Source organism: Ectopseudomonas guguanensis (assembly GCF_900104265.1).
GTDB lineage: Bacteria > Pseudomonadota > Gammaproteobacteria > Pseudomonadales > Pseudomonadaceae > Aquipseudomonas > Aquipseudomonas guguanensis.
The window spans coordinates 161,715-188,126 of the sequence record NZ_FNJJ01000010.1 but is presented as its reverse complement, the minus strand read 5'-3'; the positions used below and the strand labels follow the sequence as shown (position 1 = coordinate 188,126).

The window sequence follows — 26,412 nt, the reverse complement described above, 5'->3', positions numbered from 1 at the left end:
GAACTCCTGATTCAGCGCGGCTGTCGCATCAGCGCCGTGAAGCTGCGGGTGGCGGCCAGGCCGGCGCTGGTCCAGTGCTGGGCGGGCGAGAGCAGTTCGATCAGGCGGCATTCGCGTCGATAGGCGTCCAGGCCGCGCAGTTGCCCGAGCATCTCGCGGCGCTCGCGGTCCAGCTCGCCCTGTTGCGCGGTGGCGTCGGGAGGCGTGGCGACCTGACTGGTGCGGCGTGCGCGAAATGGCGGACGCTGCTCGGCCGGCTGCCACTGGCCGGCGATCCAGTCGTGCAGCAGCTGGCGCTCGTAGGGGCTGAACACGCCGAACATGGCGGCGCCCTGACCCTGCACCAGACGCCAGAAACGGCTGTCGGCCGGGTCCCTGTCGCGTCTTATCCAGCCGTTGCGCTGCAGCGCCTCGAGAAAACCGCCCAGGTTGTCGGCGCTGCCCAGCCACTGGTTCACCGTGCGCCCTTCGATGCGGCAATAGTCGGAGTGCACCTGGCTGGCCACCTTGCGCTTGCGTTCGAGCATCTGTAGCAGCTCCTGCTGCAGGTCGAAGCCCTCGATCACGGCGGTGGAACCGACACCCAGGTCGTTGAGCAGATAGCCCCGCATGACGCGCTGGTAGAAGGCCTGCGCGTCGCCGACCCGCGGCAGGTTGTCCAGCACGCTTTGCACCGCCTTGGCGGCATGGCCACTGGAGCCGTTGTCGATGGTCACGTGCAGCTGGAAATAATAGGGATCGATATCCAGCTCGTTGAGCTCGAAGGCGCTGATCAGCAGGTGCAGCGGCAACTGCTCGTAGCCCAGGTTGTAGCCGATCACCTCCGGCAGGAACTCGTCGATCAGCAGCCCCAGCGCGAGCTGGATGGCGCCCTGACGATACAGCGCGTCGTCCAGTTCCAGCGCATCCTCGCAGCCCTGGCTGGCCAGCAGCTGGCGGTAGAGCAACACGTGATTCTGCTCGGCAACCCCGTCGCCCAGCTCTTCCAGATAGGTGCGCACCAGTGGATACACGCGGTGATCGCGCCAGTGGGGCAGGGCACCGTAGAGCCAGGCGCCGTCGACCAGCTTGGTCGGCGCCACGGCGCGGAGAAAGTGCAGGGCATGGGCCTTGCGCGGAAAGTAGCGGCGCCCCTGGCCCGAACGACGCCCGTCGAGGTAGCGGGCATAGTCGGCCGTCACGCGCTGGTGATGGCGAAGCGACCAGTCGGCCAGCTCGAAGGGGCTGTTCGGCAAGTCACAGGGCAGCCGGGCGGCTTCCTGCAGGCATTCCAGAAGAAACTCCCGGGCCTGCGGATGACCCGGCTCGGGCTCGTCCAGCAACTGGCGATATAGGCTTTGCCAGGGACCGGTGGCAGCCACGAAGGAAATGCGCTGCGCGGCGGGCGTGTCGATGAAACTGGCGATCGACATGGATCAAGTCTCCTGAAAATCGGGGCCATGTTCTGCTTAGGAGGGCTGTGCCCGAACAAAGATTCCACCTAAATTCGCCCCGCCCGCCGCTGCGTCAAACAGGTTGAACCCAAGCCGCACGGCTGCCCTCAATTGCAGGAATCATGGGAGTAGGCGGGTCATGACCACGAGCACCTTCGGCATCGAGGAAGAGTACTTTCTCACCGACCTGGCAAGCCGCTGCGTGGCGCAGCGTGGGGTCGAGGCCTTTGCCGTATCCAGTCGCCGCGCGCTGGGCCAGCGGGTGACGCGAGAGATGTTCGCCGCCCAGTTCGAGGTGGTGACCCCGGTGTTGCACAGCCTCGAGCAGGCGCGCGACTTTCTCGGCCAGGCGCGCCGCACCATGGCCGAGCTGGCCTGCGAGTTCGGTTGCGGCATTCTCGCCGCCGGCACCCATCCGCTGGGGCAATGGCGCAGCGTGCAGGCCACCGACATGGCGCGCTACCGGGCGATCTTCGACGATTACCGCATCGTCGCCAGCCGCAGCGTGCTGGCCGGCCTGCACGTGCACGTGGGGGTGCCGGAGGGCGTCGATCGCATCCGCCTGATGAACCGGCTGACGCCCTGGCTGCCTTTGCTGCTCGGGCTGAGCGCGTCCTCGCCGTTCTGGGACGGCCGGCCCTGCGGGCTGATGAGCTATCGCCAGGCGGTCTGCGATGAATGGCCGCGCATGGGCATTCCCGACCACTTTCGCGATGACGCCGAGTACCAGCGTTACCTGAAGGTGATGACCGATACCGACTGCATCGGCTCGGCCGTCAACCTGTGGTGGAACATCCGCCCGTCGTTGCGCTTTCCCACGCTGGAGCTGCGCATCGCCGACGCCTGTCCGCAACTGGACGACGCCCTGTGCATCGCCGGGCTGTTCCGCGCCATGCTCGCGCATGCGCTGCAGGCGCCGCACCACGACTGGTTCGACGATCCGCTGACGCGCATCCTGACCCTGGAAAATCGCTGGCGTGCCAAGCGCCGCGGCCTGCGCGGACTGTTCATCGAGCCGCGCAGCCAGAGCACCTTGCCGTTCGCCGCCTGGCTGGAGCAGCTGCTGGCCGCCATCGCCGAGCAGATCCCGGCGGACGAGCGCTGGATCGTGGGCCATGCGCGCAGGCTGGCACGCCTCGGTGGCAGCGCCGAAGCGCAGCTCGGCCTGTATCGCCGCGCCCGCAGCGGTGGCGCCGATCACCGCGCCGCCGCCTGCGCGGTGGTCGATGCGCTGCTGCGCCAGACGGCCCTGCAGGACGTTCGGCAAATAGCCTGAACATCTGCCCGGCGGCGATTTCGGAATAGGAACATGCCTAATCCGGGAGAAGCCTCATGCAAGCATTGACCTATCACGGCAGCCGCGACGTCAGGGTGGAACGGGTGCCCGACCCGGTCATCGAGCAGCCCGATGACATCATCCTGCGCGTCACCGCCACGGCGATCTGCGGCTCCGACCTGCACCTGTATCGCGGCAAGATTCCGCAGGTGAAGGACGGCGACATCTTCGGCCACGAATTCATGGGCGTGGTCGAGGAGGTCGGCCCGCAGGTCACCGCGGTGAGCAAGGGCGACCGGGTCATCGTGCCCTTCGTCATCGCCTGCGGCGACTGCTTCTTCTGCCAGCTGGACCTGCACGCGGCGTGCGAAACCACCAACCCCGGGCGCGGCGCGATCCTCAACAAGAAGCAGATTCCGCCAGGTGCGGCGCTGTTCGGCTACAGCCACCTGTATGGCGGCGTGCCGGGCGGGCAGGCCGAACTGGTGCGCGTGCCCAAGGCCAATGCCGGGCCGTTCAAGGTGCCGGACGTGCTCGACGACGAGCAGGTGCTGTTTCTCACCGACATCCTGCCCACCGGCTACCAGGCGGTGGTCAACGCCGGCGTCAAACCCGGCAGTCGCGTGGCGATCTACGGTGCCGGCCCGGTCGGACTGATGAGCGCCGCCTGCGCGCGAATGCTCGGTGCCGAGCAGATCTTCATGGTCGACCATCACGATTACCGGCTGGCCTATGCCCAGCAGACCTACGGCGTGATACCGATCAACTTCGATGTGATCGACGACCCGGCCAGCGCCATCATCGAGCAGACCCCCGGGCATCGCGGCGTGGATGCGGTGATCGATGCGGTGGGCTTCGAGGCCAAGGGCAGCCTTACCGAAACCGTGCTGACCACGCTCAAGCTGGAAGCCAGCAGCGGCGTGGCGCTGCGCCAGTGCATCGCGGCGGTGCGCCGCGGCGGCACGGTCAGCGTGCCGGGCGTCTATGCCGGCTTCATCCACGGCTTCCTGTTCGGCGATGCCTTCGACAAGGGGTTGACCTTCAAGATGGGCCAGACCCACGTGCATCCGCTATTGCCGACGCTGCTGGAGCACATCCAGCGCGGCGAGCTGAAACCGGAAATCATCATCAGCCACCGCATGCCCCTGGCCGATGCGGCCGAGGGCTATCGCCTGTTCGATGCGCGCCGCGAGCAGTGCCGCAAGGTGATTCTGCGGCCCTGACGTGGGCCGCCGGCCCGATTCTCTGAACCTTTGGCGCCCGCGCGGCTTTCTAAATCTCACGGGCGCCGCTATCGGCAATCGTCATGCAACCATCAGGAGAAACGCCATGTCACTGACCCAAAACGTCCATCGTCTGGAACGTGCTGTCTCGCTCGCCACGGGTGCTACTGCCATCGTCGCCGGTGTCTGCCAGGGCGGCACTTCGGGTGTGCTCAAGGCCCTTGGCGGCGCGGCACTGCTGCAGCGCGGGCTGAGCGGCCACTGCGTGATCAAGGGGCTGATCAGCGACCCCAAGAGCGAGCTGGAGTGCCTGCGCGAGCGCGTGGCCGAACTGCGTGCTGCGCTGCCGCGCCTGCAGAAGGAAATGGACAGCCTGAAAGGGCGCCAGGAGAACCGCCTGGATCATGCCGTCGAGGAAACCTTCCCGGCCAGCGATCCCATCTCGCCTTGAACCGAGCGTCCAGGCGATGGCGCGAATGCGCCGTCGCCCCGGTACCCTTATCGATCGAAGGAGGCATCCGATGAAAGACACCACTTCAGGTTCCGACCCTCAACCCATCGACGAGCAGGCGCTGGACTTCAGCGATGATCAGGACAGCTTCGCCACCGGCGAGCCACCGCAGCGGCAGGATGGCGATGGCACGGAGGGCGCGCAGGAGCAGATCGGCCTGACCGGCGCCGCCACGCTCGGCCAGAGTGAGCACGAGGACAACGTCAGCCTCGACGACCTCAGCCCCGATACCCTGATCGATGACAGCGGCGCGCGCTCGCCACTCGAACGTGGTGGTGATCGTCCTCTGGATGAAGAACTCAGCGTGGTCGACGAGACCCAGGTAGGAGGAGGCTTCGGCCTCGATGAAGCAGAGCTGGCACGTTCGGCACCGCTCGACGGCAAGCCCTGGAGCGACGATGTCGTGCCCGGCGACGGGGAGCGCGAGCCATGAGCGCAGCGACCTGCGCCTGTCCGCATTGCGCTTGTGCGGTCGATTCCCGCGAGTGGGTACATGAAGTTGCGGGCGATGATCTGGTGTACTGCTGCGAGGCCTGCATGCAGCGCCATCCCAAGGGCATGGTCCAGTGCCAGAGCGCCGGCTGCGATTGCGGCGAGCGCGTGGAGCGTGAACGCGAACTGGCGTCTTGATAAACGTCACCGCAGCGTAGGCGGGAGCCCGGCTCGCAGGGTACTTCTGGGTTCCCGCCTGCGCGGGAATGACGAGATCTTCAGGTCGACCGAGTCACTGCCCGAGGAGGCAACGTGCCTCAGGTGCTGGCCTTGCGCAGCGCCTGCAGCAGCTCCTCCTTGCGCATGCGCGAGCGTCCGGCGATGTCGCGCTTGCGCGCCAGCTCCAGCAGTTCGCTCTTGCTCATCGCCTCCAGGCGCTGACCGGGCCGCGGCGTGCCTTCGCGGGTGGCTGCTGCGCGCCGCGCCGAAGATTTGCGGGCAGCTTCCTTGCTGGCCGCACTGGTCTTGCGTCCCGAGCCACCGGCCTTGTCGCCGCCGCCGGACTGCTTGTTGACCGTGGCCCAGGCGCGTGCCTCGGCTTCGTCCGGCGCGACGCCGCGTTCCTTGTAGCTGTCCTCGATGTGCTCGGCCTTGCGCTTCTGCTTGTCGCTGTATTTGTCCTTGCTGCCACGGGGCATGAGCCTTCTCCCGATTGTCTTGAACTCCAGACAAGGGAATGCGCCCAGCGGCATAGGTTCCCGCTTTCGGATGGCCGGCAGTGAGGATCAAGCGAACCTCTGGGCGCCTGCGCCGCTCAGAAGAACAGCACCTCTGGAGATCGAACGACGATGGACGTATACGAGCGAATTCTCACCACCCTGGTGCAGGAGTTCTCCGACCTCGCCCAGGTGGAACACATCACCCGCGCCACGCTGCGCCTGGTTCTGGCCATGTTCCTTGGCGGGCTGCTCGGCTACGAGCGCGAGCTGATGGGCAAGGCCGCCGGGATGCGCACGCACATGCTGGTGTGCCTGGGCGCGGCGATCTTCGTCATGGCCCTGGAACAGGACGGCGCCGAAGCCGACGCCATGAGCCGGGTGATCCAGGGCATCGCCGCCGGTGTCGGCTTTCTCGGCGCCGGCACCATCCTCAAGGGCCAGAACATCTCCGACGTCAAGGGCCTGACCACCGCCGCCGGCCTGTGGGCCTCGGCCGCCATCGGCGTGGCGGTCGGCCTCGGCCGCGAGGCCACCGCGGTGCTGTCCACGGTGATCGTGCTGGTGGTGCTGCACCTGATGCCGCTGATGGTCGATCCAGGTACCAGGACCAAGCCCGACGACCAGGCCGGAGAGTGACCCGGCTCCGGGCAAAAACTGCCTGAACTTTTCCCGCCGCGCCGGCCTCGGAATTTTTGACAGGCGCGGCGTCACACACGCTGACGCCTGCTCCCGCCAACCCCTTCGAACACGTCTGCCAGGCGTTAGAGGAGCCAGGAACGATGCCGTCCCCGCAGCATGCCGATCAGACCGTCACCCACGCCATCGCCCAGCCACGGCTGGCCATCGAAGCGGTACAGCCGATCGTGGAGGGTGGCCGCTTCGCCAGCAAATGCCTGTGCGGCCGGCCTCTGCCGGTCAGTGCGGTGATCTTCAGCGATGGCCACGAGCAGCTGGCCGCCGACCTGCTATGGCGGGCCAGCGGCGCAGCCAGCTGGCAACGCGCGCCCATGCAGGCGCTGGGCAACGACCGCTGGAGCGCCACGCTGCTCATCGAGCAGATGGGCCGCGGCGAATTCGCCATCGAGGCCTGGCTGGACGTATACGCCAGCTTTCGCCAGGAACTGGTGAAGAAGCTTGGCGCCGGCGTGCCGGTGGACCTCGAACTGCAGGAGGGCGCGCAGCTGGTACGGCGCATCGCCGCGCAGGCCCCGCAGCAGGTACAGCCCGAGCTGGCGGCGTTGATCGAGCGCATGGAGGCCGCGCAATCGCAGGCCGAGCGCGAGGCCGTGCTGATCGACCCGGCGGTCAACGAGTTGATGCGCCGCGCCGAATATCGTCCGCATCTGCTGCGTACGCCCAACTACCCGCTGGACGTCGAGCGCGGCCTGGCCGAGTTCGCCAGCTGGTACGAGCTGTTTCCCCGCTCGCTGGGCGACGAGCGCCGCCACGGCACCTTCGCCGACGTGCATGCGCGCGTCCCGGAAATCGCCCGGATGGGCTTCGACGTGCTGTATTTCCCGCCCATCCATCCCATCGGCCGGACCCACCGCAAGGGGCCTAACAACAGCCTCAAGGCTGGCCCGGACGACCCCGGTAGCCCCTATGCCATCGGCAGCGAGGAGGGCGGCCACGAGGCCGTGCACCCGCAGCTCGGCAGCCTTGAGGATTTTCGCCAGCTGGTGCGCGTGGCGCGTGAGCACGGGCTGGAAGTGGCGCTGGATTTCGCCGTGCAGTGCTCGCCCGATCACCCCTGGCTCAAGCAGCACCCCGGCTGGTTCAGCTGGCGCCCGGACGGCAGCATCCGCCATGCCGAGAACCCGCCGAAGAAGTACGAGGACATCGTCAACGTCGAGTTCTATGCCGAAGACGCCATGCCCGACCTGTGGCTGGCACTGCGCGACGTGGTGCTGGGCTGGGTGGAGCAGGGCGTGACGCTGTTTCGCGTCGACAACCCGCACACCAAGCCGATGCCGTTCTGGGAATGGCTGATCGCCGACGTGCGAGCGCGTCACCCCGAGGTGATCTTCCTTTCCGAGGCATTCACCCGCCCGGCGATGATGGCACGCCTGGGCAAGCTCGGCTTCAGCCAGAGCTACACCTACTTCACCTGGCGCAACACCAAGGCCGAGCTGCAGGCCTATTTCACCGAGTTGAACCAGCCGCCATGGCGCGACTGCTACCGACCGAACTTCTTCGTCAACACGCCGGACATCAACCCCTTTTTCCTGCAGCGCAACGGCCGCCCCGGTTTTCTCATTCGCGCCGCGCTGGCGACCATGGGCTCGGGGCTGTGGGGCATGTATTCGGGCTTCGAGCTGTGCGAGGCCGAGCCGGTGCCGGGCAAGGAGGAGTACTTCGATTCGGAGAAGTACCAGCTGCGCCCGCGCGACTACCAGGGGCCGGGCAACATCAACGCCGAGATCGCCCGACTCAACCAGATCCGCCGCGAAAACCCGGCGCTGCAGACCCATCTGGGCTTCCAGGCCTACACCGCGTGGAACGACAACATTCTCTATTTCGGCAAACGCACCGCCGATCTGAGCAACTTCATCCTGGTGGCCATCAGCCTCGATCCGCACCACGCCCAGGAAGCGCATTTCGAACTGCCGCTGTGGGAGCTGGGCCTGCCCGACGATGCCGATCTGCACGGCGAAGACCTGATGAACGGCCACCGCTGGACCTGGCACGGCAAGGTGCAGTGGATGCGCATCGAACCCTGGCACCTGCCTTTCGGCATCTGGCGAATCCAGACCGCCCGCTGAACAACGGAGTACCACCATGGCCAAGCGCAGCGCCGGCAAGACCTTTCTCAACGATCCGCAGTGGTACAAGGATGCGGTGATCTATCAGGTCCACGTGAAGTCCTTCTTCGATGCCAACAACGACGGCATCGGCGACTTCCAGGGCCTGATCGACAAGCTCGACTACATCGCCGAACTGGGGGTGAACACCCTCTGGCTGCTGCCGTTCTACCCCTCGCCACGGCGCGACGACGGCTATGACATCGCCAAGTACAACGACGTCCACCCGGACTACGGCTCGCTGGCCGACGCCCGCCGCTTCATCGCCGAGGCGCACCGGCGCGGCCTGCGCGTGATCACCGAGCTGGTGATCAACCACACCTCCGACCAGCACCCCTGGTTCCAACGCGCGCGCCGGGCGAAGAAGGGCTCCAAGGCTCGTGATTACTACGTCTGGTCCGACAGCGACGAGAAATACGCTGGCACGCGGATCATCTTCATCGACAGCGAGAAGTCCAACTGGACCTGGGATGCGGTGGCCGGCCAGTACTTCTGGCACCGCTTCTACTCGCACCAGCCGGACCTCAACTTCGACAACCCGCGGGTCATCGAGGCGGTGCTCGGGGTCATGCGCTTCTGGCTCGACATGGGCGTCGACGGCCTGCGCCTGGACGCCATCCCGTACCTGATCGAGCGCGACGGCACCAGCAGCGAGAACCTGCCGGAAACCCATGCCGTGCTCAAGCGCATTCGCGCCGAACTGGATGCACGCTACCCTGATCGCCTGCTGCTGGCCGAGGCCAACCAGTGGCCGGAGGACACCCGCCCGTACTTCGGCGACGACGACGAATGCCACATGGCCTTCCACTTCCCGCTGATGCCGCGCATGTACATGGCCATCGCCCAGGAAGACCGCTTCCCGATCACCGACATCCTGCGCCAGACCCCGGAAATTCCGCCCAACTGCCAGTGGGCGATCTTCCTGCGCAACCACGACGAGCTGACCCTGGAGATGGTCACCGACGACGAGCGCGACTACCTGTGGAACTACTACGCCGCCGACAGCCGTGCGCGGATCAACCTCGGCATTCGTAGGCGCCTGGCGCCGCTGGTGGGGCGTGACCGGCGGCGCATCGAGCTGCTCAACAGCCTGCTGCTGTCGATGCCCGGCACGCCGACGCTGTACTACGGCGACGAGATCGGCATGGGCGACAATATCTACCTGGGCGACCGCGACGGCGTGCGTACGCCCATGCAGTGGTCGGTGGACCGCAATGGCGGCTTCTCCCGCGCCGATCCGGCCAGCCTGGTGCTGCCGCCGATCATGGACCCGCTGTACGGCTACCAGACCATCAACGTCGAGGCCCAGGCGCGCGACCCGCACTCGCTGCTCAACTGGACGCGGCGCATGCTCGCCATTCGCAACCAGCACAAGGCCTTCGGCCGCGGCAGCCTGGAAATGCTGGCGCCGAGCAACCGACGCATCCTCGCCTACCTGCGCCTGCACCGCAGCGAGGAGGGCAGCGAGGAATGCATCCTCTGCGTGGCCAACCTGTCCAGCGCGGCCCAAGCCGTCGAGCTGGAACTGGCCGACTACCACGACCGGGTTCCGGTGGAGATGGTCGGCGGTGCGTCCTTTCCGCCCATCGGCCAGTTGCCCTACCTGCTGACGTTGCCGCCGTACGGTTTCTACTGGTTCTACCTGGCCGACGCCTCGCAGATGCCCAGCTGGCATCTCAAGCCGGTGGAACGCATGCCCGAGCTGCAGACCCTGGTGCTCAGCCGCGACCTGGCCGAGGTGCTCGAAGGCCGCCCACGGCAGATTCTCGAACGCGAGTCCCTGCCCCTGTACCTGCCGAAACGGCGCTGGTACGCGGGCGGGCGCCTCGCCGCCGACGCCGTGCGCCTGCTGTACGTGGTACCCCTGGCCGACGAGGCGAATTCGCCCTTGCTGGCCGAACTGGAGGTGCGCGGCGAGCAGGGCAGCGAATACTACCGCCTGCCCCTGGCCGCGGTGCCCGAGCGTGCCGACGGCAGCGACCTGCCGCAGCAGATGGCCCTGGCCAGGTTGCGCCGCGGCCGCCACGTGGAGCTGCTGACCGATGCCTTCAGCCTGCCGCAGTTCAGCCAGGCGGTGCTCGCCCTGTTGCGCCAGGAGCGCGTACTGCACAGCGCCACCGGGGAAATCCAGTTCCGCGCCGAGCCGGCGCTGCTGGCCCTCGAGGCTGCCGACGAGAACGCCTTCAAGCTGCTGTCGGCCGAGCAGTCCAACAGTTCCGCGCTGGTCGGCAGGCAGATCCTGCTCAAGCTGCTGCGCCGCGGCTTTGCCGGCGTCCACCCGGAGGTGGAGATGAGCCGCTTCCTCGGCGACCAGGGTTTCGCCCATATCGCGCCACTGCTGGGCGAGGTGGTGCGGGTCGACGAGCAGGACCAGCACACCCTGGTGGTGGTGCAGGGCTATCTGGACAACCAGGGCGATGCCTGGCTGTGGACCCTCAACACCCTCGAGCGCGCCATCCGCGACGAACTGACTGGAGGCATGAGCGAAGCGCAGGTCGATGCCCTGGCCGAACTGAGCCAGTTCTGTAGCGTGCTCGGCAAGCGCGTCGGCGAGATGCACGCGGTGTTGGCACGGCCCAGCGAAAACCCGGCATTCGGCAGCCGCCTGAGCGACGAACAGGACTGCCGCGCCTGGCGCGAGTCCATCGGCGAACAGCTGCAGCAGGCCCTGCGTGCCCTCGAGCAGCAGCGCGATGGCCTGGCGCCGAAGCTGGCCGAACAGACCGACTGGCTGCTCGCCCACGAGCAGCAGTTGCAGCAGGCGCTCGACCAGCTGACCCGGCACGTGGCCGGCGGCCTGCGCATTCGCGTGCACGGTGACCTCCACCTGGGCCAGGTGCTGGTGGTGCAGGGCGATGCCTACGTGATCGATTTCGAGGGTGAGCCCAACCGCTCGCTGGAGGAGCGCCGCCAGTACCACAGCCCGTTCAAGGACGTGGCCGGCATGCTGCGCTCCATCGACTACGCGGCCGCGGTGGCGCAGCGCAGCGCCGGCGGCATGGACGGCAGCAGCGATTCGCAGCAGACGGTGGCGGCGCTGGTGGCGCGTTACCGTGAGATCGCCCGCGAGGCATTCCTCGCGGCCTACCGCCAGGCGGCAGCCGGCCTGCCGCACGAATGGCGCGACGGCAATGGCGAGGATGCCGCGCTGAACCTGTTCAGCCTGGAAAAGGCTGCCTATGAAATTCTCTACGAAAGCGGCCACCGCCCCGACTGGATCGATGTACCGCTCCAGGGCCTGGTGGATCTCGCTCATCAATTACCAGGAGTGCGAACTTGAATCAGAACAGAGTGCAGCGACTGCAGCGCGCCGAGGACGGCGATCCGTTCAGCTTCCTCGGCCCGCACGCGCAGGGCGACGAAACGCTGGTACGGGCCTGGTTGCCAGGTGCCGATGCGGTGGACCTGCTGTCCAGTGACGGCTCGCCGCTGGGACGCATGCACTGCAGCGACCCGGACGGGCTGTTCGAACTGCCGTTGCCCCAGGCGCAGCGCTATTGCCTGCGCATTCACTGGCCGAGCGGCGTGCAGGAAACCGAAGACCCCTATGCCTTCGGCCCGCTGCTGGGCGACACCGATCTGTACCTGTTCGCCGAGGGCAATCACCGCCAGCTGTGGCGCTGCCTGGGCGCCGCGCCAGTGGAGCATGAAGGCGTGGCGGGCGTGCGTTTCGCCGTATGGGCGCCCAATGCGCGGCGCGTCTCGGTGGTCGGCAACTTCAACAGCTGGGACGGCCGCCGCCACCCTATGCGCCTGCGCTACCCGGCCGGGGTGTGGGAACTGTTCATTCCGCGGTTGCAGCCTGGCGAATGCTACAAGTACGAAATCCTCGGCCCGCATGGCGTCCTGCCGTTGCGCGCCGACCCCATGGCGCAGGCCACCGAGATGCCGCCGGCCACCGCCTCGAAGGTGCCGCAGGGCGAGGCCTTCGCCTGGCAGGACCAGCAGTGGATGAGCGAGCGCGAGCAGCGTCACGCGCCGCAGGCTCCGCTGGCGATCTACGAGCTGCACGCCGGGTCCTGGCAGTGGCAGGACGACCGGACGCCGGACTGGGACGAGCTGGCCGAGCGCCTGATTCCCTACGTGCAGGACCTGGGCTTCACCCATATCGAGCTGATGCCGATCATGGAGCACCCCTTCGGTGGCTCCTGGGGCTATCAGCCGCTGTCGATGTTCGCACCTACCGCCCGCCTGGGCAGCCCGCAGCGCTTCGCCGCCTTCGTCGACCGCTGCCACCGCGCCGGCATCGGCGTGATTCTCGACTGGGTGCCGGGGCATTTCCCCAACGATGCCCACGGCCTGGCCGAGTTCGACGGCACCGCGCTGTACGAGTACGCGCACCCGTTCGAGGGTTTCCACCCGGACTGGAACACCTGCATCTACAACCTCGGCCGCACCGAGGTGCACGGCTTCATGCTGGCCAGCGCGCTGTACTGGCTGCGCGAGTACCACGTCGACGGCCTGCGCGTGGATGCCGTGGCCTCGATGCTCTACCGCGACTACTCGCGTGAAGCCGGGCAGTGGATTCCCAACCGCCACGGCGGGCGCGAGAACCTGGAGGCCATCGAGTTTCTCCAGCACCTCAACGAAGTGGTGCGCAGCGAGGTGCCCGGCGCGCTGGTGATCGCCGAGGAGTCCACCGCCTGGCCCGGCGTCAGCCGCCCGGTGCAGCAGGGCGGCCTGGGTTTCAGCCACAAGTGGAACATGGGCTGGATGAACGACAGCCTCAGCTACATCCAGCAGGACCCGTTGTACCGCCTGCACCATCACCACCAGATCACCTTCGGTCTGCACTATGCATTTTCCGAGCGCTTCATCCTGCCGATCTCCCACGACGAGGTGGTGCACGGCAAGCGCTCGCTGCTCGGGCGCATGCCCGGTGATCGCTGGCAGCAGTTCGCCAACCTGCGTCTGTTTCTCGCGCTGATGTGGAGCCATCCGGGCAAGAAGCTGCTGTTCATGGGGTGCGAGTTCGGCCAGTGGCGCGAGTGGAACCATGATCAGCAGCTGGATTGGTACCTGCTGCAGTATCCCGAGCATGCCGCAGCCCAGGCGCTGCTGCGCGAGCTCAATCGCCTGTATCGGGAAGAGCCGGCGCTGCACCGTCTCGACGATCAGGACAGCGGCTTTCAATGGCTGATCGGCGATGACGCGCGCAACAGCGTGTTCGCCTGGCTGCGCAAGGGCGGCGAGGGCAGTGCGCCGCTTTTGGTGGTGCACAACTTCACGCCGCAGGTGCTAGACGGTTACCGCATCGGCGTGCCACATGCCGGCCGCTGGCAGGTATTGCTCAATACCGACGAACGCCGCTGGAGTGGCTCCGGCGCCGGCACCCAGGGCGAGTTGCACAGCGAGCAGACGGCCGCTCACGGCCAGTCCGACTCGCTGAATCTGCAGTTGCCGCCGCTGGGTGCGCTGATTCTGCGACCTGCCCATTAAGCGTCGCCGCTGAAGCGCCTCCCACAGAGGGCGAGGTGTGCCTTGGAGTGGTGATTCTGCTCCGGCCCACAAGGCGCCGGACGCCAGGGTAGGAGGGGCTTCAGCCAATCGCGGCTAAAGCCCCTCCTACAGAGGTGGGGTCAGTGTGCGGAGGTCACGCCACGCAGCACGGTGTCGTTGGCCATGCGGCTGTGGCCGGAGGCGATATTGCCAAGCGATACCACGCCCACCAGGCGCTTCTCGCGATTGAGCACGGGCAGCCGACGTACCCGAACGTCGGCCATGTTGGCAGCCACGTGTTCGACATCTTCATCGTCGAAGCAGTACAGCACGTTGCTGCTCATCACCTGGCGCACCGGCGTGTTGCCGTCCAGGCCGGTGGCGACCGCGCGTATGGCGATGTCGCGGTCGGTGACGATGCCGACCAGGCGATCGCCTTCATTGATCAGCAGGGCGCCACTGTCGATGTCGGCCATCAGGCTGGCGGCCTCGCGGATGCTGCGCTCGGGGTCGAGCATGCGCACGTTGCGGGTCATGATCTTGCTGATTTTCATCGTTGCTCTCCTTTTGCAGGTGGAGTGGGCCAATGCCCGAGGCGAAACGCCGCGAAGGGATACGGCGATTCAGGAATAGCGCACCAGGTGGTGCGGGTAGTCGCCGACCCGCGCGCCTGCCACCATTTCGCTGACCCAGTCGATCAGGATGCGCGTGTAGGCCTGCTGGTGGCGGTCGTCGCTGAGGCCATGGTCGGCACCGGCCATGATGCGATGGGTCAGCGAGTGGGCCTTGTCGAAGGCATTGCGGTAGCTCATCAGCGTGGTGTGCGGGACGAAGTCGTCATGCTCGGACTCCACCAGCAGCACATCGCCGTGAAAGTCCGAGCAGGCCCGCAGCGCCAGGTTGTCCTCGGCCCGCAGCGGCGTGCGGCGATAGACCGCCAGGCGCGCGACGTCGAGCTGACGCTTGGGCAACTGCCACTGCTCGTCCCAGTACAGCGCCGGCACGCGCAGGGCCAGCCAGCGCACCGGGCGGCGCATGCTCAGCAGGGTGGCGAGGTAGCCGCCATAGCTGGTGCCGATCACGGCGATACAGGCGGGGTCCACGGCCTCGTGCGCCGCCAGCAGGTCGTAGGCGGCAAGGATGTCGGCCAGGTTGTGCTCGCGCGAAACGCGCTCCTGCGCCTCGATGTTGCGCTCGTGCCCGCGCAGATCGAAGGTCAGGCATACGCAGCCCAACGCGGCGATGCCACGTGCCCGCGCCAGGTCACGCTGCTGGCTGCCACCCCAGCCGTGGACGAAGAGCACCCCGGGGACCTGGTCAGGCGGCGTCACCAGGGTGCCGGCGATGTGCTGGTCATCCACCAGGATGTCGATGCTCTGGCTGCTTGCGCTCATGACGGCTCCATCTTGACGTACTTGGCGATGGGGCCGTCCTCGCTTTCCTGGCCGCGGTACAGGCAGATCGAGCCTGGTGGCGGCGGCGCATCGCGATAGTGTTCATGGGTCGCGGCCTGCAGCGTTTGCAGCTGCGGGTCCTGGATGAACGCCTCCAGGGCGAAGATCTCCGCCGCGCTGGCGCCACCGATGCGCCAGGACTGCTCCAGCACGCCGCTGCGCGACTGCCCCTGGGCATTGAGCCCCAGTGCCACGTCGTAGTTGCGCCGCGAGGCCTGGATCGACGGATAGACCTCCAGCGCGGCGAGTTCGAAGATGCGCGCCTGCTGCACCGCCAGGCGCACCGCACGCGGCAGTTCGAGGCTCATCAGCGCCAGATAGTCACCGCGCACCAGCGTCAGCTGCGAACCGCCATAGACCGGATTGCCGTGGCCATCATCGGTCAGCTGCTGGGTGCCGTGATAGCTCAGGGTCGTGCCTGCCACGCGGATCTGGCCAACGCTGTAGGTGATGGGTTGCTGCAGGTCTTCTTCCAGCACCAGGCCATGCTGGGCCACACGCTGCGCATCGAGCGCCGCCAGCGCAGCGTCGAGTTCGGCTGGCGTACGCACCACCTGCTGGCCACGGCCAGCGGTGCCATCCACCGGCTTCAGGCGCACCGGCCCCTGGCGCAGCAGGCGCTGCCCGGCTTCGCCGGCATCCTCCAGATCGAACACGCTGAAGCCCTGCAGCGTGACGCTCTGCACCTGCCGGGCGAAAAGCTCCGACCAGCCGGCAGGCAGCCTGCGAGGGGCGTCGAGCGCCGGGTGGCTGATCGCCTTGGTGGCGATGAAGGCATGCCCGACCTGGCCACCGAAGAAATCATCCGGCCCTTCGATGCCCAGATGTCGGGTATCGCCGACCAGGCTGTCCTCGGGCAGGAAATAGTAGCGGCCACGCACCTCGCTGCCCGTCTGCCGCGGACCGAGGAAGGGGCAGCCGAGCAGCGCCGCCAGCTTCTCACCGAGCAGGCGCTGCACCGCGCGTTCATGGGCCATGCGCGGCGTGGTGCCAGGCAGCAGGAGCAATCCGTCGTAGCCAGCCATCAGCGATCCTGCCAGGTGCCGCCGGCACTTTCGCAGTCGATACGCACCTGCTTGAGGTCGCCGACCTGGTAATAATGGGTCAGCACCTTGGCATCGTTGGGCACGGCAGGGCGTGGCTCGCCGCGGTCATCGTCGCCGGAGCGCGGGTTGGTCAGGGTTTCCTGGGTCAGCGCCGCTTCGCAGGTACCCAGGTGGGCCTCGGCGCAGCTGGCCACCTTGCGCTGCTGGCTGTTGATCATGTCGCCGGTTTCGTTGTGGCAGGACCAGTCGATGGCACCGTCGTCCATTCCGACGAATTCGTAGCAGTACTCCTGGGCGACTTCCTTGATGGCCTCGCTGGAGGCACTGGCGCTGACGTGGCAGGCCTCGGCCAGCGCGTCGCCGGCAGCCAGTGCGCCGACCAGCAAACCGGGAATGATGGCTCGCATGTTGTTCTCCTGGGACAGTGGCGTTCATGAGTTGTGAGGCAGGCCTGCAAGGCGAAGTTCAGGCTTTTTGATCAGTGGGCGCTGGGCAGAAAAACCCTGAACTCATTGCCCCTGCGAAGGCCCCAAAGGTAAAGCCGAACGCCTCGGCTGCAACGAACACGACGCGCGCGTGAGGGGCAGGTTATGAGCGAATCGCACAGCGACACCGACAGTGCCGTGGCACAGTTCAAGGCGGCCATCCTGGCCAAGTTGCGCTATGCCGTGGGCAAGGACCCAGCCACCGCCTACGACCATGACTGGTTCGAGGCACTGGCGCTGGCTACCCGCGATCACATGATCGACCGCTGGGAGGAGTCCTCCGCCCAGGTCGAGCGACAGGGCGCCAAGCGCGTCTACTACCTCTCCCTGGAATTTCTCATCGGCCGCCTGCTGCTGGACAACCTGAGCAATCTCGGCCTGCTCGACGTGGCCCGGCAGGCCATGGCCGAACTCGGCGTCGAGCTCGAGCGCATCCGCCTGGTGGAGCCGGATGCGGCGCTGGGCAACGGTGGCCTCGGGCGCCTGGCAGCCTGCTTCATGGAAAGCATGGCGACCCTGCGCCTGGCCGCCCATGGCTACGGTATCCGCTATGAACATGGTCTGTTCCGCCAGGCCATCATCGACGGTTGGCAGGCCGAGCAGACCGAAACCTGGCTGGACTTTGGCAACCCCTGGGAGTTCGAGCGCCCCGAGGTGGCCTATCGCATCGGCTTCGGCGGCGGGGTGACGACCCTGGACGATGGCACGGGTGTTCCACGCCTGCAGTGGCAGCCGCAGGAGACGGTGCGTGCGATCGCCTACGACACGCCAGTGGTGGGCTGGCGCGGCGCCTCGGTCAATACCCTGCGCCTGTGGCGCGCACGCGCCGAGCAGGACCTGCAGCTGGATCGCTTCAATGCCGGCGACCACTTCGGCGCCGTGGCCGGCGAGGTGCGCGCCGAAAGCATCTCGCGCGTTCTGTACCCGGCCGACGACACCGAGGCCGGCCAGGAGCTGCGCCTGCGCCAGGAGTACTTCCTGGTGTCCGCCTCGCTGCAGGACCTGCTCGATCGCCATCTGCGCCTGCACGCCGAGCTGCGCAGCCTGCCGCAGCAGGCGGCGATCCAGCTCAACGACACCCACCCGGCCATCGCCGTGGTCGAGCTGATGCGCTTGCTGGTCGACGAACATCGCATGCCCTGGGCTCAGGCGTGGAGCCTGACCGTGGCGACCACCGCCTATACCAACCACACCCTGCTGCCGGAGGCCCTGGAGTCCTGGCCGGTGGCGCTGATGGAACGCCTGCTGCCCAGGCATCTGCAGATCATCTATCTGATCAACGCCGAGCATATCGATGCGCTGCGCGCCAAGGACATCCACGATTTTCGCCTGCTGCGCGCGGTGTCGCTGATCGAGGAAGACCACGGCCGCCGCGTGCGCATGGGCAACCTGGCGTTTCTCGGGGCGCACAGCGTCAACGGGGTTTCCGCGCTGCATACGCGGCTGATGCGCGATACGGTGTTCCGCGATCTGCACCGGCTGTACCCCGACCGAGTGAACAACAAGACCAATGGCGTGACCTTCCGCCGCTGGCTGTTCCAGATCAATCCGGGGCTCACCCATCTGCTGGTCGACGCCCTGGGCGAGGCGCTGCTGCAACGACCCGAGGAACACCTCAGGGAACTGGAACCCTACGCCGAGCGCGAGGATTTTCGCCACGAGTACGCGCGCTGCCGACAGCGCAACAAGGAGGTGCTGGCCGAGCGGGTGCGGCAATCGCTGGGTATCCAGCTCGATACCGCGGCGATCTTCGACGTGCACGTCAAACGCATCCACGAGTACAAGCGCCAGTTGCTCAACCTGCTGCATACCGTGGCGCTGTACCAGGCCATCCGCAACGACCCGACCACCGACTGGGTGCCACGGGTGAAGATCTTCGCCGGCAAGGCCGCAGCCAGCTATCGCCAGGCCAAGCTGATCATCAAGCTGGCCAACGACATCAGCCGCACCATCAACGACGACCCCACCGTGCGTGGCCTGCTTAAGGTGGTGTTCATTCCCAACTACAACGTCAGCCTGGCCGAAACCATCATCCCCGCGGCCGATCTCTCCGAGCAGATCTCCACCGCCGGGCTGGAGGCCTCGGGCACCAGCAACATGAAGTTCGCCCTCAATGGCGCCCTGACCATCGGCACGCTGGACGGCGCCAACGTGGAGATGTGCGAGCGGGTCGGCGAGGATCATCTGTTCATCTTCGGCATGACCGCACAGCAGGTGGCCGCCCGCCAGCGTCTCGGCCTGGAGATGGGCGATGTGGTGACCGACTCGGAGCGGCTGGAGGCTGCCCTGGGCGCCATACGCGCCGGCGTATTCTCGCCGGACGACCCGTCGCGTTACGTGGGCCTGGTGGATTCGTTGCTGTACGAGGACCGTTTCATGGTCTGCGCCGACTTCGACGCCTACTGGAAAGCCCAGCGCCTGGTCGACCAGCGCTGGCAGCGGCCCGAGCAGTGGTGGCGTTCGGCGGTGCTCAATACCGCACGGATGGGCTGGTTCTCATCCGATCGCACCATCGCCGAATACGCCCGGGACATCTGGCAGGTACCGCTGCCGCCGCGTGACTGACGCCTGGGCTTCGCTCAAAGTCGTCTGGCGAAGCGCAGGCAATGGCGGCGGCCGCGCAAAAATCGGCGAATAACGGACCGGGCTCGCATTCGCCTGTTTTCAACGGCGCCTCACCGATGTTTCGTGCATAGCCTTAGCGCTGCACGCGGTGCGCCGGCGTTGTGCCGCCTTTCTTCGGATGCAGGACGCGGGTGACCTGCACGTCGGTGAACTGGCTGGGCCATTCGAAGGTATGCAGGGCGCTGAGGTAGGAGCGCGCCTGCTCCGGGGTGAGCTCCTCGCGATCGGATTCGACCTCGACGCTGTGTGGCTGGTTGTTGAGGATGTAGCTGATCAGGTGCAGGGGCTTGGCCATGATTACCTCCAGTTGTGCTGAGTGATGTGAGATAGACCTGTGCAATCCGCTCGCAAGTTCCCGCCGTCCGCCGGGCGGCGCTTGGCGCTCCCGGCGTCGTCATGGCGCACCTCGGCCGGCTAGCCGGGCTGGGTTTCGATACGTTGCTCGCCCTGCTTGCGCAGGGTTTTTGCGCGTTTCTCCAGCACCAGGTAGGTGACGCTGGCCAGCATCAACGGCAGCAGGTAATAGAGCACGCGGTAGGCGAGCAGGGCGGCGATCAGGCTGGCCTGGCTGTACTGGTGCTGCAGCAGGGCGAGAAATACTGCCTCGAGCACCCCCAGCCCGGCGGGAATATGCGCCACCACCGCGGCCATGCAACTGATCAGCAGCACACCGAGCACCGAGGTATAGCTCGCCCCCTCGGGCAGCAGCCAGAAGATCAGCGCCGCCATCAGCGACCAGTTGGCAGCGCCCAGGCACAGCTGCAGCACGGCCATGCGCAACGAGGGCAGGGTGATCGAACGTTCACGCAGGTGCCATACGCGCTGCCTGGAAAAGGCGCAGATGCCGATATAGGCGCTGACCAGCCCCAGCAGGGCAAAGCCGACCAGTTGCAGGCCGGTGACACCCAGCCCCCAGTTGTCCGGCAATTGCACCAGGCGCAGGGCGAAGATCACCCCTGCCAGCGCCATGTAGCCGGTCCAGTTGGTCAGCAGGCTGAGGCTGAGGATGCGCGTCACTGTCGAGGCGCTCAGGCCCAGGCGCATGTACAGGCGGTAACGCATGGCCACACCGCCGATCCAGGTGGTGAAGTTGAGGTTGAAGGCGTAGCAGACCATCGCCACCGGCACGACCTGGCGCGCCGGCAGGTGGTGGCGGCTGTACTGGCGCCCCAGCAAGTCGTAGGCACTGAAGGTCAGATAACTGGCGAGGGCGATCAGCGCGCCGACCAGCAGCGTCTGCATGCTGTACGCACCTAGCGCCTGGCGCACCTCGGCCCACTCCAGGTTGCGCGCGAGGATGTACAGCAGTGCCGGCACCGCGAGGAGGAAGAACAGGGTGAGTGCGCGCTTGCCCCAGCGCATCCAGGGGTTGTTCTGAGCGCTGTTCATCCGGTTTTTCCTTCTTCATAACCGCCGGCCTTGTCGGCTGGCTCCAGCGGTTTCAGGTTCTTGCGGTGCGCCGGCAGCCAGCCGGCGATGGCCGGGAATCGGCGCAGGAAGTGAAAACACAGGAATACCAGTGGCGCGCGCCACCAGTAGCCGCGGATCACCCGTTCCAGTTCGATGCGCTTGCAGTGCTGGGCGGACAGCTCCAGCAGATGATCATGCAGGTACTGGTTGAAGGCTCGGTCCCGGATCACCAGGTTGGCCTCCAGATTCAACGCCAGGCTCAGTGGGTCGAGGTTGCTCGAACCCACCGTGGACCACTCGTCATCCACCAGCGCCACCTTGCCGTGCAGCGGGCGCTGGCAGTATTCGTAGACCACCACGCCATGGCGCAGCAGGTAGTTGTAGAGCAGGCGCGAGAACGCCTGGACCCAGCGCATGTCCGGCTGCCCCTGAAGGATCAGGGTGACCTGCACGCCGCGTTGCGCCGCGTTGCGCAAGGCGCGCAGGACACGATATCCGGGAAAGAAATAGGCGTTGGCGATCACCAGGCGCTTGCGCGCCGACTCGAAGGCGCGCAGGTGCTCGTCCTCGATGTCGGTGGTGTGACGCTCGTTGTCCCGTTCGAGCAGCATCACCCGCGCATCGCCCACCGGCTTTCTGGAGGGCTGTGCCGGGCTCGGTTCGCTGACCGCCGGACGCAGCAGGCGCAGCATGGCCACGTGCAGGTCGCTGACCACCGGGCCGACCACTTCCACGGCGTAATCCTGCTTGGCCATCTCGCCGTAGTCGCCGAGGTGGTCGGCAGAATAGTTGATGCCACCGACGAAGGCGCGCTGGCCGTCGATCACCACCAGCTTGCGATGCAGGCGGCGAAACAGGTTGGTGCGCACGCCCAGGCGCCGCGGGCTGGGGTCGAAGACGTGGATCTTCACCCCTTCGCGGGTCAGCGCCGCGACGTACTCGTGCTGCAGGTCGGCGGTGCCGTAGCCGTCCACCGCGATCACCACCCGTACGCCGCGGCGCGCGGCTTCGATCAGCACTTGCTGCAGTTCGAGGCCGACCTTGTCCTCGCGGATGATGAAGGTTTCCAGCAGCACTTCGATGCGCGCTTGGCGAATGCACTCGAACACGCGCGGGTAATAGGCCTCGCCGTTGATCAGCAGGTGCAGTTGGTTGCCATCTCGCCAGATACCGCTCACAGATGGATCTCCGCTGCCAGTGGCGCATGGTCGGACAGGTGCGACCAGGGCCGGGTAGACAACACCTGCGGCTCATGCGCCGTGGCGTTGCGGGTGTAGATGCGGTCCAGGCGCAGCAGCGGCATGCGCGCCGGAAAACTGCGCGCCGGCTTGCCGTGCCGGTGCCCGAAGGCTTCGCGCAGACCATGCGGCGTCAGGCGTTCGTCGGCGCGCAGGCGCCAGTCGTTGAAATCGCCGGCGACGATCACCGGTGCCTCGGGCTCGAAGGTCGCCAGCAGGTCGAGCAGCAGGCCGATCTGCTTGCGCCGATGGGCCTCGCGCAGGCCAAGGTGTACGCACACCGCATGCACGGCGGCATGTCCCGGCACGTCGAGGCGGCAGTGCAGCAGGCCGCGCTGTTCGGTACCGCTGACCGTCACGTCGAGGTTGTGATGCTCGACGATGGGAAAGCGCGAGAGCAGGGCGTTGCCGTGATCGCCGGCCGGGTACACCGCATTGCGCCCGTAGGCGAACTGCGGCCATACGCTGTCGGCAAGAAATTCGTACTGCGGTACGCGCGGCCAGTCATGGAAGCGCTTGGCATGCAGGGCATGGTTGCCGAGCACCTCCTGCAGGAATACCAGGTCGGCGCCGGTGGCCTGCACGGCGCTGCGCAGCTCCGGCAGGATGAAACGGCGGTTAAAGGGGGTGAAGCCCTTGTGCGTGTTGATCGTCAGCACGCGCAGGCGCTTGACCGGCGTCACGCGGTCGATGATCACCTCCGGCTTGGCAATGGTCTGGTTCATCTCGGGGGCGTACTCGTTCACAGGCTGCCGGGCTTCTTCGAGCGCGACTCGCCAAGCGGGTCGGCCTCGGCGATGACCCGGTCGAGAGCGGCATCGTCATGCACCTGTTCCTCGCTGCCATGGCCGGCGTCGTTCTTCGCCGGCCGCAACTGCACCTTGATCCAGCCGGCATCACGCCGATCGAAGGCCTTGAAGGCTTCGATGGCGTCGCTCATGGGTTTGACCTGGGTGAGGATCTTCGCCGGGTCGATGCGTCCGGCCTGCACCATCTCGATCAGCTGCGGGATGTAGCGGCGATGGTTGCAGTTGCCCATGTTGACGCTGAGGTTCTTGTTCATCGCCTGGCCGATGGGAAACTCGCGCGCCTGCTGCGGATAAACGCCGATGATGCCCAGGGTGCCGGCCTTGGCCAGTGCCTCGACGGCCCATTGCAGGGCCTGCTCGGGGGCGTCGCCCGGCTGCCATTGCCGGCCTTCGGCCTGATGCGCGGCGTGACCATGGGCCGGGCATTGCGCATCCACGCCCACGGCATCGATGGCGCGGTCCACGCCGATGCCGTCGGTCAGCCGGCGCAGGGTTTCTACCGGGTCCTCGCGGTCGAAGTTGATCACCTCGGCGCCCTGGCGGCGCGCCATGTCCAGGCGATCATCGAGGTGGTCGATGGCGAACACGCGCGCCGCGCCCAGCAGCTTGGCGCTGGCGATGGCGAACTGGCCGACCGGGCCGGCGCCGAATACGGCAACGGTGTCACCGCTGCCGACTTCGGCCAGCTCCGCGCCGAAGTAACCGGTGGGGAAGATATCGGAGAGCAGGATGGCCTGGTCGTCGCTGATCTCGCTGGGCAGCTTGACCAGGCCGATATTGGCGAAGGGGATGCGCGCCATCTCGGCCTGCAGGCCATGGAAGGCGCCGGTGATTTCCGGCCCGCCGTAGAAGGAGGTGCCGGCCTGCTTGCCGTTGGGGTTGGCCACGTCGCACTGGGCGTAGTAGCCGGCGCGGCAATAGCTGCAGTTGCCGCAGGCGATGGTGGAGGGCACGACGACGCGGTCGCCGATGTTCAGGTTGCGCACGTCGCTGCCCAGCGCCTCGACGATACCCACGGCCTCATGGCCGAGGATGGTGCCCTTGCGCATGCCGCCGACGGTGCCACGCACGAAGTGCAGGTCGGTGCCGCAGATGGCCGATGCGGTGATGCGGATCACCGCATCGGTGCTGGCCAGCACCTGAGGCTCTGCGACGTCGTCCAGGCGTATGTCGCCGATATCGTGGAATACCACTGCTTTCATGATCGTCTCCCGTTGTCGGGCAGATGCCGGCGCGCCTGGATAACGGCCAGCCAACTGCCATAGGGCACGACCGTGCGCGCCGAAAATGGCGCCACGGTTTGCCCGGCGTCTTTGTTTTTCGAGTCGGTGGACGAAAGCAGGGTTCAGGGTATTTTTCGGCCTGCCATCCATGGCTGCGGTTTCAGCGCTGCAGCTCCAGCAGTTGCAGGGAGCGGCCGGCCAGCTCCAGGGTTTCGCCGAACTGCAGGCGCTGCTCGTCGGCATCATCCGGGCGATGGGTGTCGATCAGGCAGCTCCAGTGCTTGCCGCCAGCCACCTCCGGCAGCTGGAAGCTGCGGCCGTCGTGATGGGCATTGAGCAGCAGCAGCAGGGTCGCGTCGGCACCGCTGCGCTTGATGCCGGTGGGCTGGGCGCGGCCGTCGAGCAGCATGCCCATGCAGCGCGCCTCGCCATCGTGCCAGTGCGCCTCGGTCATTTCCTCGCCGCCGGGGGCCAGCCAGGTGACGTCCTTGACACCCAGCTCCTCGTTGTAGTGGCCGACCAGAAAACGCCCGCGACGCAGGATCGGGTAGCTGCGGCGCAGGGCGATCAGGCGCTGGCAGAACGCCGTCAGCGCCTGGCCTTCCTCGTCGACGGCCCAGTCGACCCAGCTCAGTTCGTTGTCCTGGCAGTAGGCGTTGTTGTTGCCGTGCTGGGTGCGACCGAACTCGTCGCCGGCCAGCAGCATCGGCGTGCCCTGGGCGAAGAGCAGGGTGGCCAGCATGTTGCGCATCTGCTGCAGACGCAGCTGGCGAATCTGCGGGTCATCGGTCTCGCCTTCGCAACCGTGATTCCAGGAGATGTTGTGGTCGGTGCCGTCCTGGTTGTTCTCGTCGTTGGCCTCATTGTGCTTGTGGTCGTAGGACACCACGTCGCGCAGGGTGAAGCCGTCGTGGGCGGTGATGAAGTTGACCGAGGCGAATGGCCGCCGGCCGCGCTGGTTGTACAGATCGCCCGAAGCGGTGAGGCGGCTGGCCAGTTCGGCCAGTTCGCCTTCGTCGCCCTTCCAGAAGGCGCGCACGTTGTCGCGGAACTTGTCATTCCACTCTGCCCAGCCAGGTGGAAAACCGCCGACCTGGTAGCCGCCAGGGCCGCAATCCCAGGGCTCGGCGATCAGCTTGACCTTGCTCAGCACCGGGTCCTGGCGGCAGGCGACGAGGAAGCTGTGGCGCTCGTCGAAGCCGTCGGCGTAGCGACCGAGGATGGTCGCCAGGTCGAAGCGAAAGCCGTCCACGCGCATCTCGGTGGCCCAGTAGCGCAGCGAGTCGGTGACCATCTGCAGCACGCAGGGATGGCTCAGATCCAGGGTGTTGCCGGTGCCGGTGTCGTTGACGTAGTAGCGCCGGTCATCGGGCATCAGGCGGTAGTAGCTGGCGTTGTCGATGCCGCGCATGCTCAGGGTCGGGCCGCGCTCGTTACCCTCGGCGGTGTGGTTGTAAACCACGTCGAGGATCACCTCCAGGCCGGCGGCGTGCAGGTGCGCGACCATCTCCTTGAACTCGCTGATCTTGCCGCTGGCCAGGTAGGCCGGGTGAGGCGCGAAGAAGCCGATGCTGTTGTAGCCCCAGTAGTTGCTCATGCCTTTTTCCAGCAGGTGCTGGTCGTTGACGAAGGCATGCACCGGCAGCAGCTCGAGGCTGGAGACGCCCAATTCGCGCAGGTAGCGCAGCAGCTGCGGGTTGGTCAGCGCGGCGCAGGTGCCGCGGTGCGCGTCGGGCACCGCCGGGTGGCGCATGCTCAGGCCACGCAGGTGCGCCTCGTAGAGCACCGTGCTGTCCCAGGGGATGCGCGGTGGCGGCTGCTCGCCCCAGGTGAAGGCCGGGTCGATCACCTTGCACTTGGGCACGAAGGGCGCGCTGTCGCGTTCGTCGAAGCTGAGATCGCCATCCGCATGGCCGATGGTGTAGCCGAACAGCGCCTCCGACCACTGCAACTTGCCCACCAGCTGCTTGGCGTAGGGGTCGATCAACAGCTTGTTGGGGTTGAAGCGGTGCCCGGCCTCCGGCTCGTAGGGGCCATACACCCGGTAGCCGTAGACCTGGCCCGGACGCGCGTCGGGCAGGTAGCCGTGCCAGATCTCGTCGGTGTGTTCCGGCAGTTCGATGCGCTCGATCTCGGTCTCGCCGCGCTCGTCGAACAGGCACAGTTCGACACGCGTGGCATGCGCCGAGAACAGGGCGAAGTTGACCCCAAGGCCGTCCCAGCTGGCACCCAGCGGAAACGGTCTGCCTTCGGTAACGCGTGAGCGCTGCTGTTTGCGCATGGTCATG

At 66.7% G+C, this 26,412-nt stretch carries 22 protein-coding genes; 10 read left to right on the top strand and 12 right to left on the bottom strand.

From position 1 onward, the window contains the following. Positions 1–11: 11 nt before the first annotated feature. Positions 12–1,412, bottom strand: coding sequence for an iron-containing redox enzyme family protein (locus BLS61_RS15940; protein WP_090432436.1), 1,401 nt, complete (start codon positions 1,410–1,412; stop codon positions 12–14). Positions 1,413–1,572: 160 nt separating this feature from the next. Here BLS61_RS15940 and BLS61_RS15935 point away from each other — a divergent pair, with 160 nt between their 5' ends. From BLS61_RS15935 to BLS61_RS15915, 5 genes are all read left to right on the top strand, one after another. Next, complete coding sequence (locus BLS61_RS15935) at positions 1,573–2,709, top strand: carboxylate-amine ligase (RefSeq protein WP_090432434.1); 1,137 nt, start codon at positions 1,573–1,575, stop codon at positions 2,707–2,709. Between the two features lie 56 nt (positions 2,710–2,765). Next, positions 2,766–3,932, top strand: coding sequence for a zinc-dependent alcohol dehydrogenase (locus tag BLS61_RS15930; RefSeq protein WP_090432432.1), 1,167 nt, complete (start codon positions 2,766–2,768; stop codon positions 3,930–3,932). 106 nt (positions 3,933–4,038) lie between these two features. Continuing rightward, entirely contained in the window at positions 4,039–4,383 is a 345-nt protein-coding gene (locus BLS61_RS15925; protein ID WP_090432430.1) for a YgaP family membrane protein, read from the top strand. 70 nt (positions 4,384–4,453) lie between these two features. Beyond that, complete coding sequence (locus BLS61_RS15920) at positions 4,454–4,876, top strand: hypothetical protein (protein WP_090432428.1); 423 nt, start codon at positions 4,454–4,456, stop codon at positions 4,874–4,876. Next, positions 4,873–5,073: a hypothetical protein gene (locus BLS61_RS15915; protein ID WP_090432426.1), complete on the top strand. Its 201-nt coding sequence runs from the start codon at positions 4,873–4,875 to the stop codon at positions 5,071–5,073. Before BLS61_RS15920 ends, BLS61_RS15915 begins: the two co-directional genes overlap by 4 nt. A gap of 119 nt (positions 5,074–5,192) precedes the next feature. On the opposite strand, the gene BLS61_RS15910 is transcribed toward BLS61_RS15915, so the two are convergent. Beyond that, positions 5,193–5,573: a Rho termination factor N-terminal domain-containing protein gene (locus BLS61_RS15910; protein ID WP_090432424.1), complete on the bottom strand. Its 381-nt coding sequence runs from the start codon at positions 5,571–5,573 to the stop codon at positions 5,193–5,195. Positions 5,574–5,723: 150 nt separating this feature from the next. Between BLS61_RS15910 and BLS61_RS15905 the strand changes: the two genes are divergently transcribed. The 4 genes from BLS61_RS15905 (at position 5,724) to glgB (ending at position 13,834) form a co-directional block, all read left to right on the top strand. Then, positions 5,724–6,230, top strand: coding sequence for an MgtC/SapB family protein (locus tag BLS61_RS15905; RefSeq protein WP_090432422.1), 507 nt, complete (start codon positions 5,724–5,726; stop codon positions 6,228–6,230). A gap of 143 nt (positions 6,231–6,373) precedes the next feature. After that, the gene (locus BLS61_RS15900; RefSeq protein ID WP_090432420.1) at positions 6,374–8,356 is read left to right on the top strand and encodes an alpha-1,4-glucan--maltose-1-phosphate maltosyltransferase; all 1,983 of its coding nucleotides are present in this window, start codon (positions 6,374–6,376) and stop codon (positions 8,354–8,356) included. A gap of 16 nt (positions 8,357–8,372) precedes the next feature. Continuing rightward, on the top strand, positions 8,373–11,675 hold the full coding sequence (treS, locus tag BLS61_RS15895; protein WP_090432418.1) for a maltose alpha-D-glucosyltransferase: 3,303 nt from the start codon (positions 8,373–8,375) through the stop codon (positions 11,673–11,675). Beyond that, positions 11,672–13,834 (top strand): 1,4-alpha-glucan branching protein GlgB, encoded by a 2,163-nt coding sequence (gene glgB, locus BLS61_RS15890; protein ID WP_090432416.1) that lies wholly within the window; start codon positions 11,672–11,674, stop codon positions 13,832–13,834. Before treS ends, glgB begins: the two co-directional genes overlap by 4 nt. A 140-nt stretch (positions 13,835–13,974) precedes the next feature. Here glgB and BLS61_RS15885 read toward each other — a convergent pair whose 3' ends face one another. From BLS61_RS15885 to BLS61_RS15870, 4 genes are all read right to left on the bottom strand, one after another. Then, the gene (locus BLS61_RS15885; RefSeq protein WP_090432414.1) at positions 13,975–14,388 is read right to left on the bottom strand and encodes a CBS domain-containing protein; all 414 of its coding nucleotides are present in this window, start codon (positions 14,386–14,388) and stop codon (positions 13,975–13,977) included. A gap of 69 nt (positions 14,389–14,457) precedes the next feature. After that, on the bottom strand, positions 14,458–15,228 hold the full coding sequence (locus tag BLS61_RS15880) for an alpha/beta hydrolase family protein (RefSeq protein WP_090432412.1): 771 nt from the start codon (positions 15,226–15,228) through the stop codon (positions 14,458–14,460). After that, a complete protein-coding gene (locus BLS61_RS15875) occupies positions 15,225–16,313 on the bottom strand; it encodes a DUF3182 family protein (protein ID WP_090432410.1) in 1,089 nt (362 codons plus the stop codon). Before BLS61_RS15875 ends, BLS61_RS15880 begins: the two co-directional genes overlap by 4 nt. After that, positions 16,313–16,741, bottom strand: coding sequence for a hypothetical protein (locus BLS61_RS15870; protein WP_090432408.1), 429 nt, complete (start codon positions 16,739–16,741; stop codon positions 16,313–16,315). Before BLS61_RS15870 ends, BLS61_RS15875 begins: the two co-directional genes overlap by 1 nt. Before the next feature lie 183 nt (positions 16,742–16,924). On the opposite strand from BLS61_RS15870, the gene BLS61_RS15865 reads away from it, so the two are divergent. Then, positions 16,925–19,384, top strand: coding sequence for a glycogen/starch/alpha-glucan phosphorylase (locus BLS61_RS15865; protein WP_090432406.1), 2,460 nt, complete (start codon positions 16,925–16,927; stop codon positions 19,382–19,384). Positions 19,385–19,517: 133 nt separating this feature from the next. On the opposite strand, the gene BLS61_RS15860 is transcribed toward BLS61_RS15865, so the two are convergent. The 6 genes from BLS61_RS15860 to glgX all read right to left on the bottom strand — a co-directional run bounded on the left by BLS61_RS15860 (position 19,518) and on the right by glgX (position 26,405). Beyond that, positions 19,518–19,739, bottom strand: coding sequence for a hypothetical protein (locus BLS61_RS15860; RefSeq protein WP_090432404.1), 222 nt, complete (start codon positions 19,737–19,739; stop codon positions 19,518–19,520). A 119-nt stretch (positions 19,740–19,858) separates the two neighbouring features. Beyond that, positions 19,859–20,833, bottom strand: coding sequence for a lysylphosphatidylglycerol synthase domain-containing protein (locus BLS61_RS15855; RefSeq protein ID WP_090432402.1), 975 nt, complete (start codon positions 20,831–20,833; stop codon positions 19,859–19,861). Beyond that, the gene (gene clsB / locus BLS61_RS15850; RefSeq protein WP_090432400.1) at positions 20,830–22,032 is read right to left on the bottom strand and encodes a cardiolipin synthase ClsB; all 1,203 of its coding nucleotides are present in this window, start codon (positions 22,030–22,032) and stop codon (positions 20,830–20,832) included. The genes BLS61_RS15855 and clsB overlap by 4 nt, the downstream gene beginning before the upstream one ends. Then, a complete protein-coding gene (locus tag BLS61_RS15845) occupies positions 22,029–22,817 on the bottom strand; it encodes an endonuclease/exonuclease/phosphatase family protein (RefSeq protein ID WP_090432398.1) in 789 nt (262 codons plus the stop codon). Before BLS61_RS15845 ends, clsB begins: the two co-directional genes overlap by 4 nt. Before the next feature lie 17 nt (positions 22,818–22,834). Next, entirely contained in the window at positions 22,835–24,103 is a 1,269-nt protein-coding gene (locus tag BLS61_RS15840; protein WP_090432396.1) for a zinc-dependent alcohol dehydrogenase, read from the bottom strand. Between the two features lie 181 nt (positions 24,104–24,284). Then, the gene (gene glgX / locus BLS61_RS15835; RefSeq protein ID WP_090432513.1) at positions 24,285–26,405 is read right to left on the bottom strand and encodes a glycogen debranching protein GlgX; all 2,121 of its coding nucleotides are present in this window, start codon (positions 26,403–26,405) and stop codon (positions 24,285–24,287) included. Between the last annotated feature and the right edge of the window lie 7 nt (positions 26,406–26,412).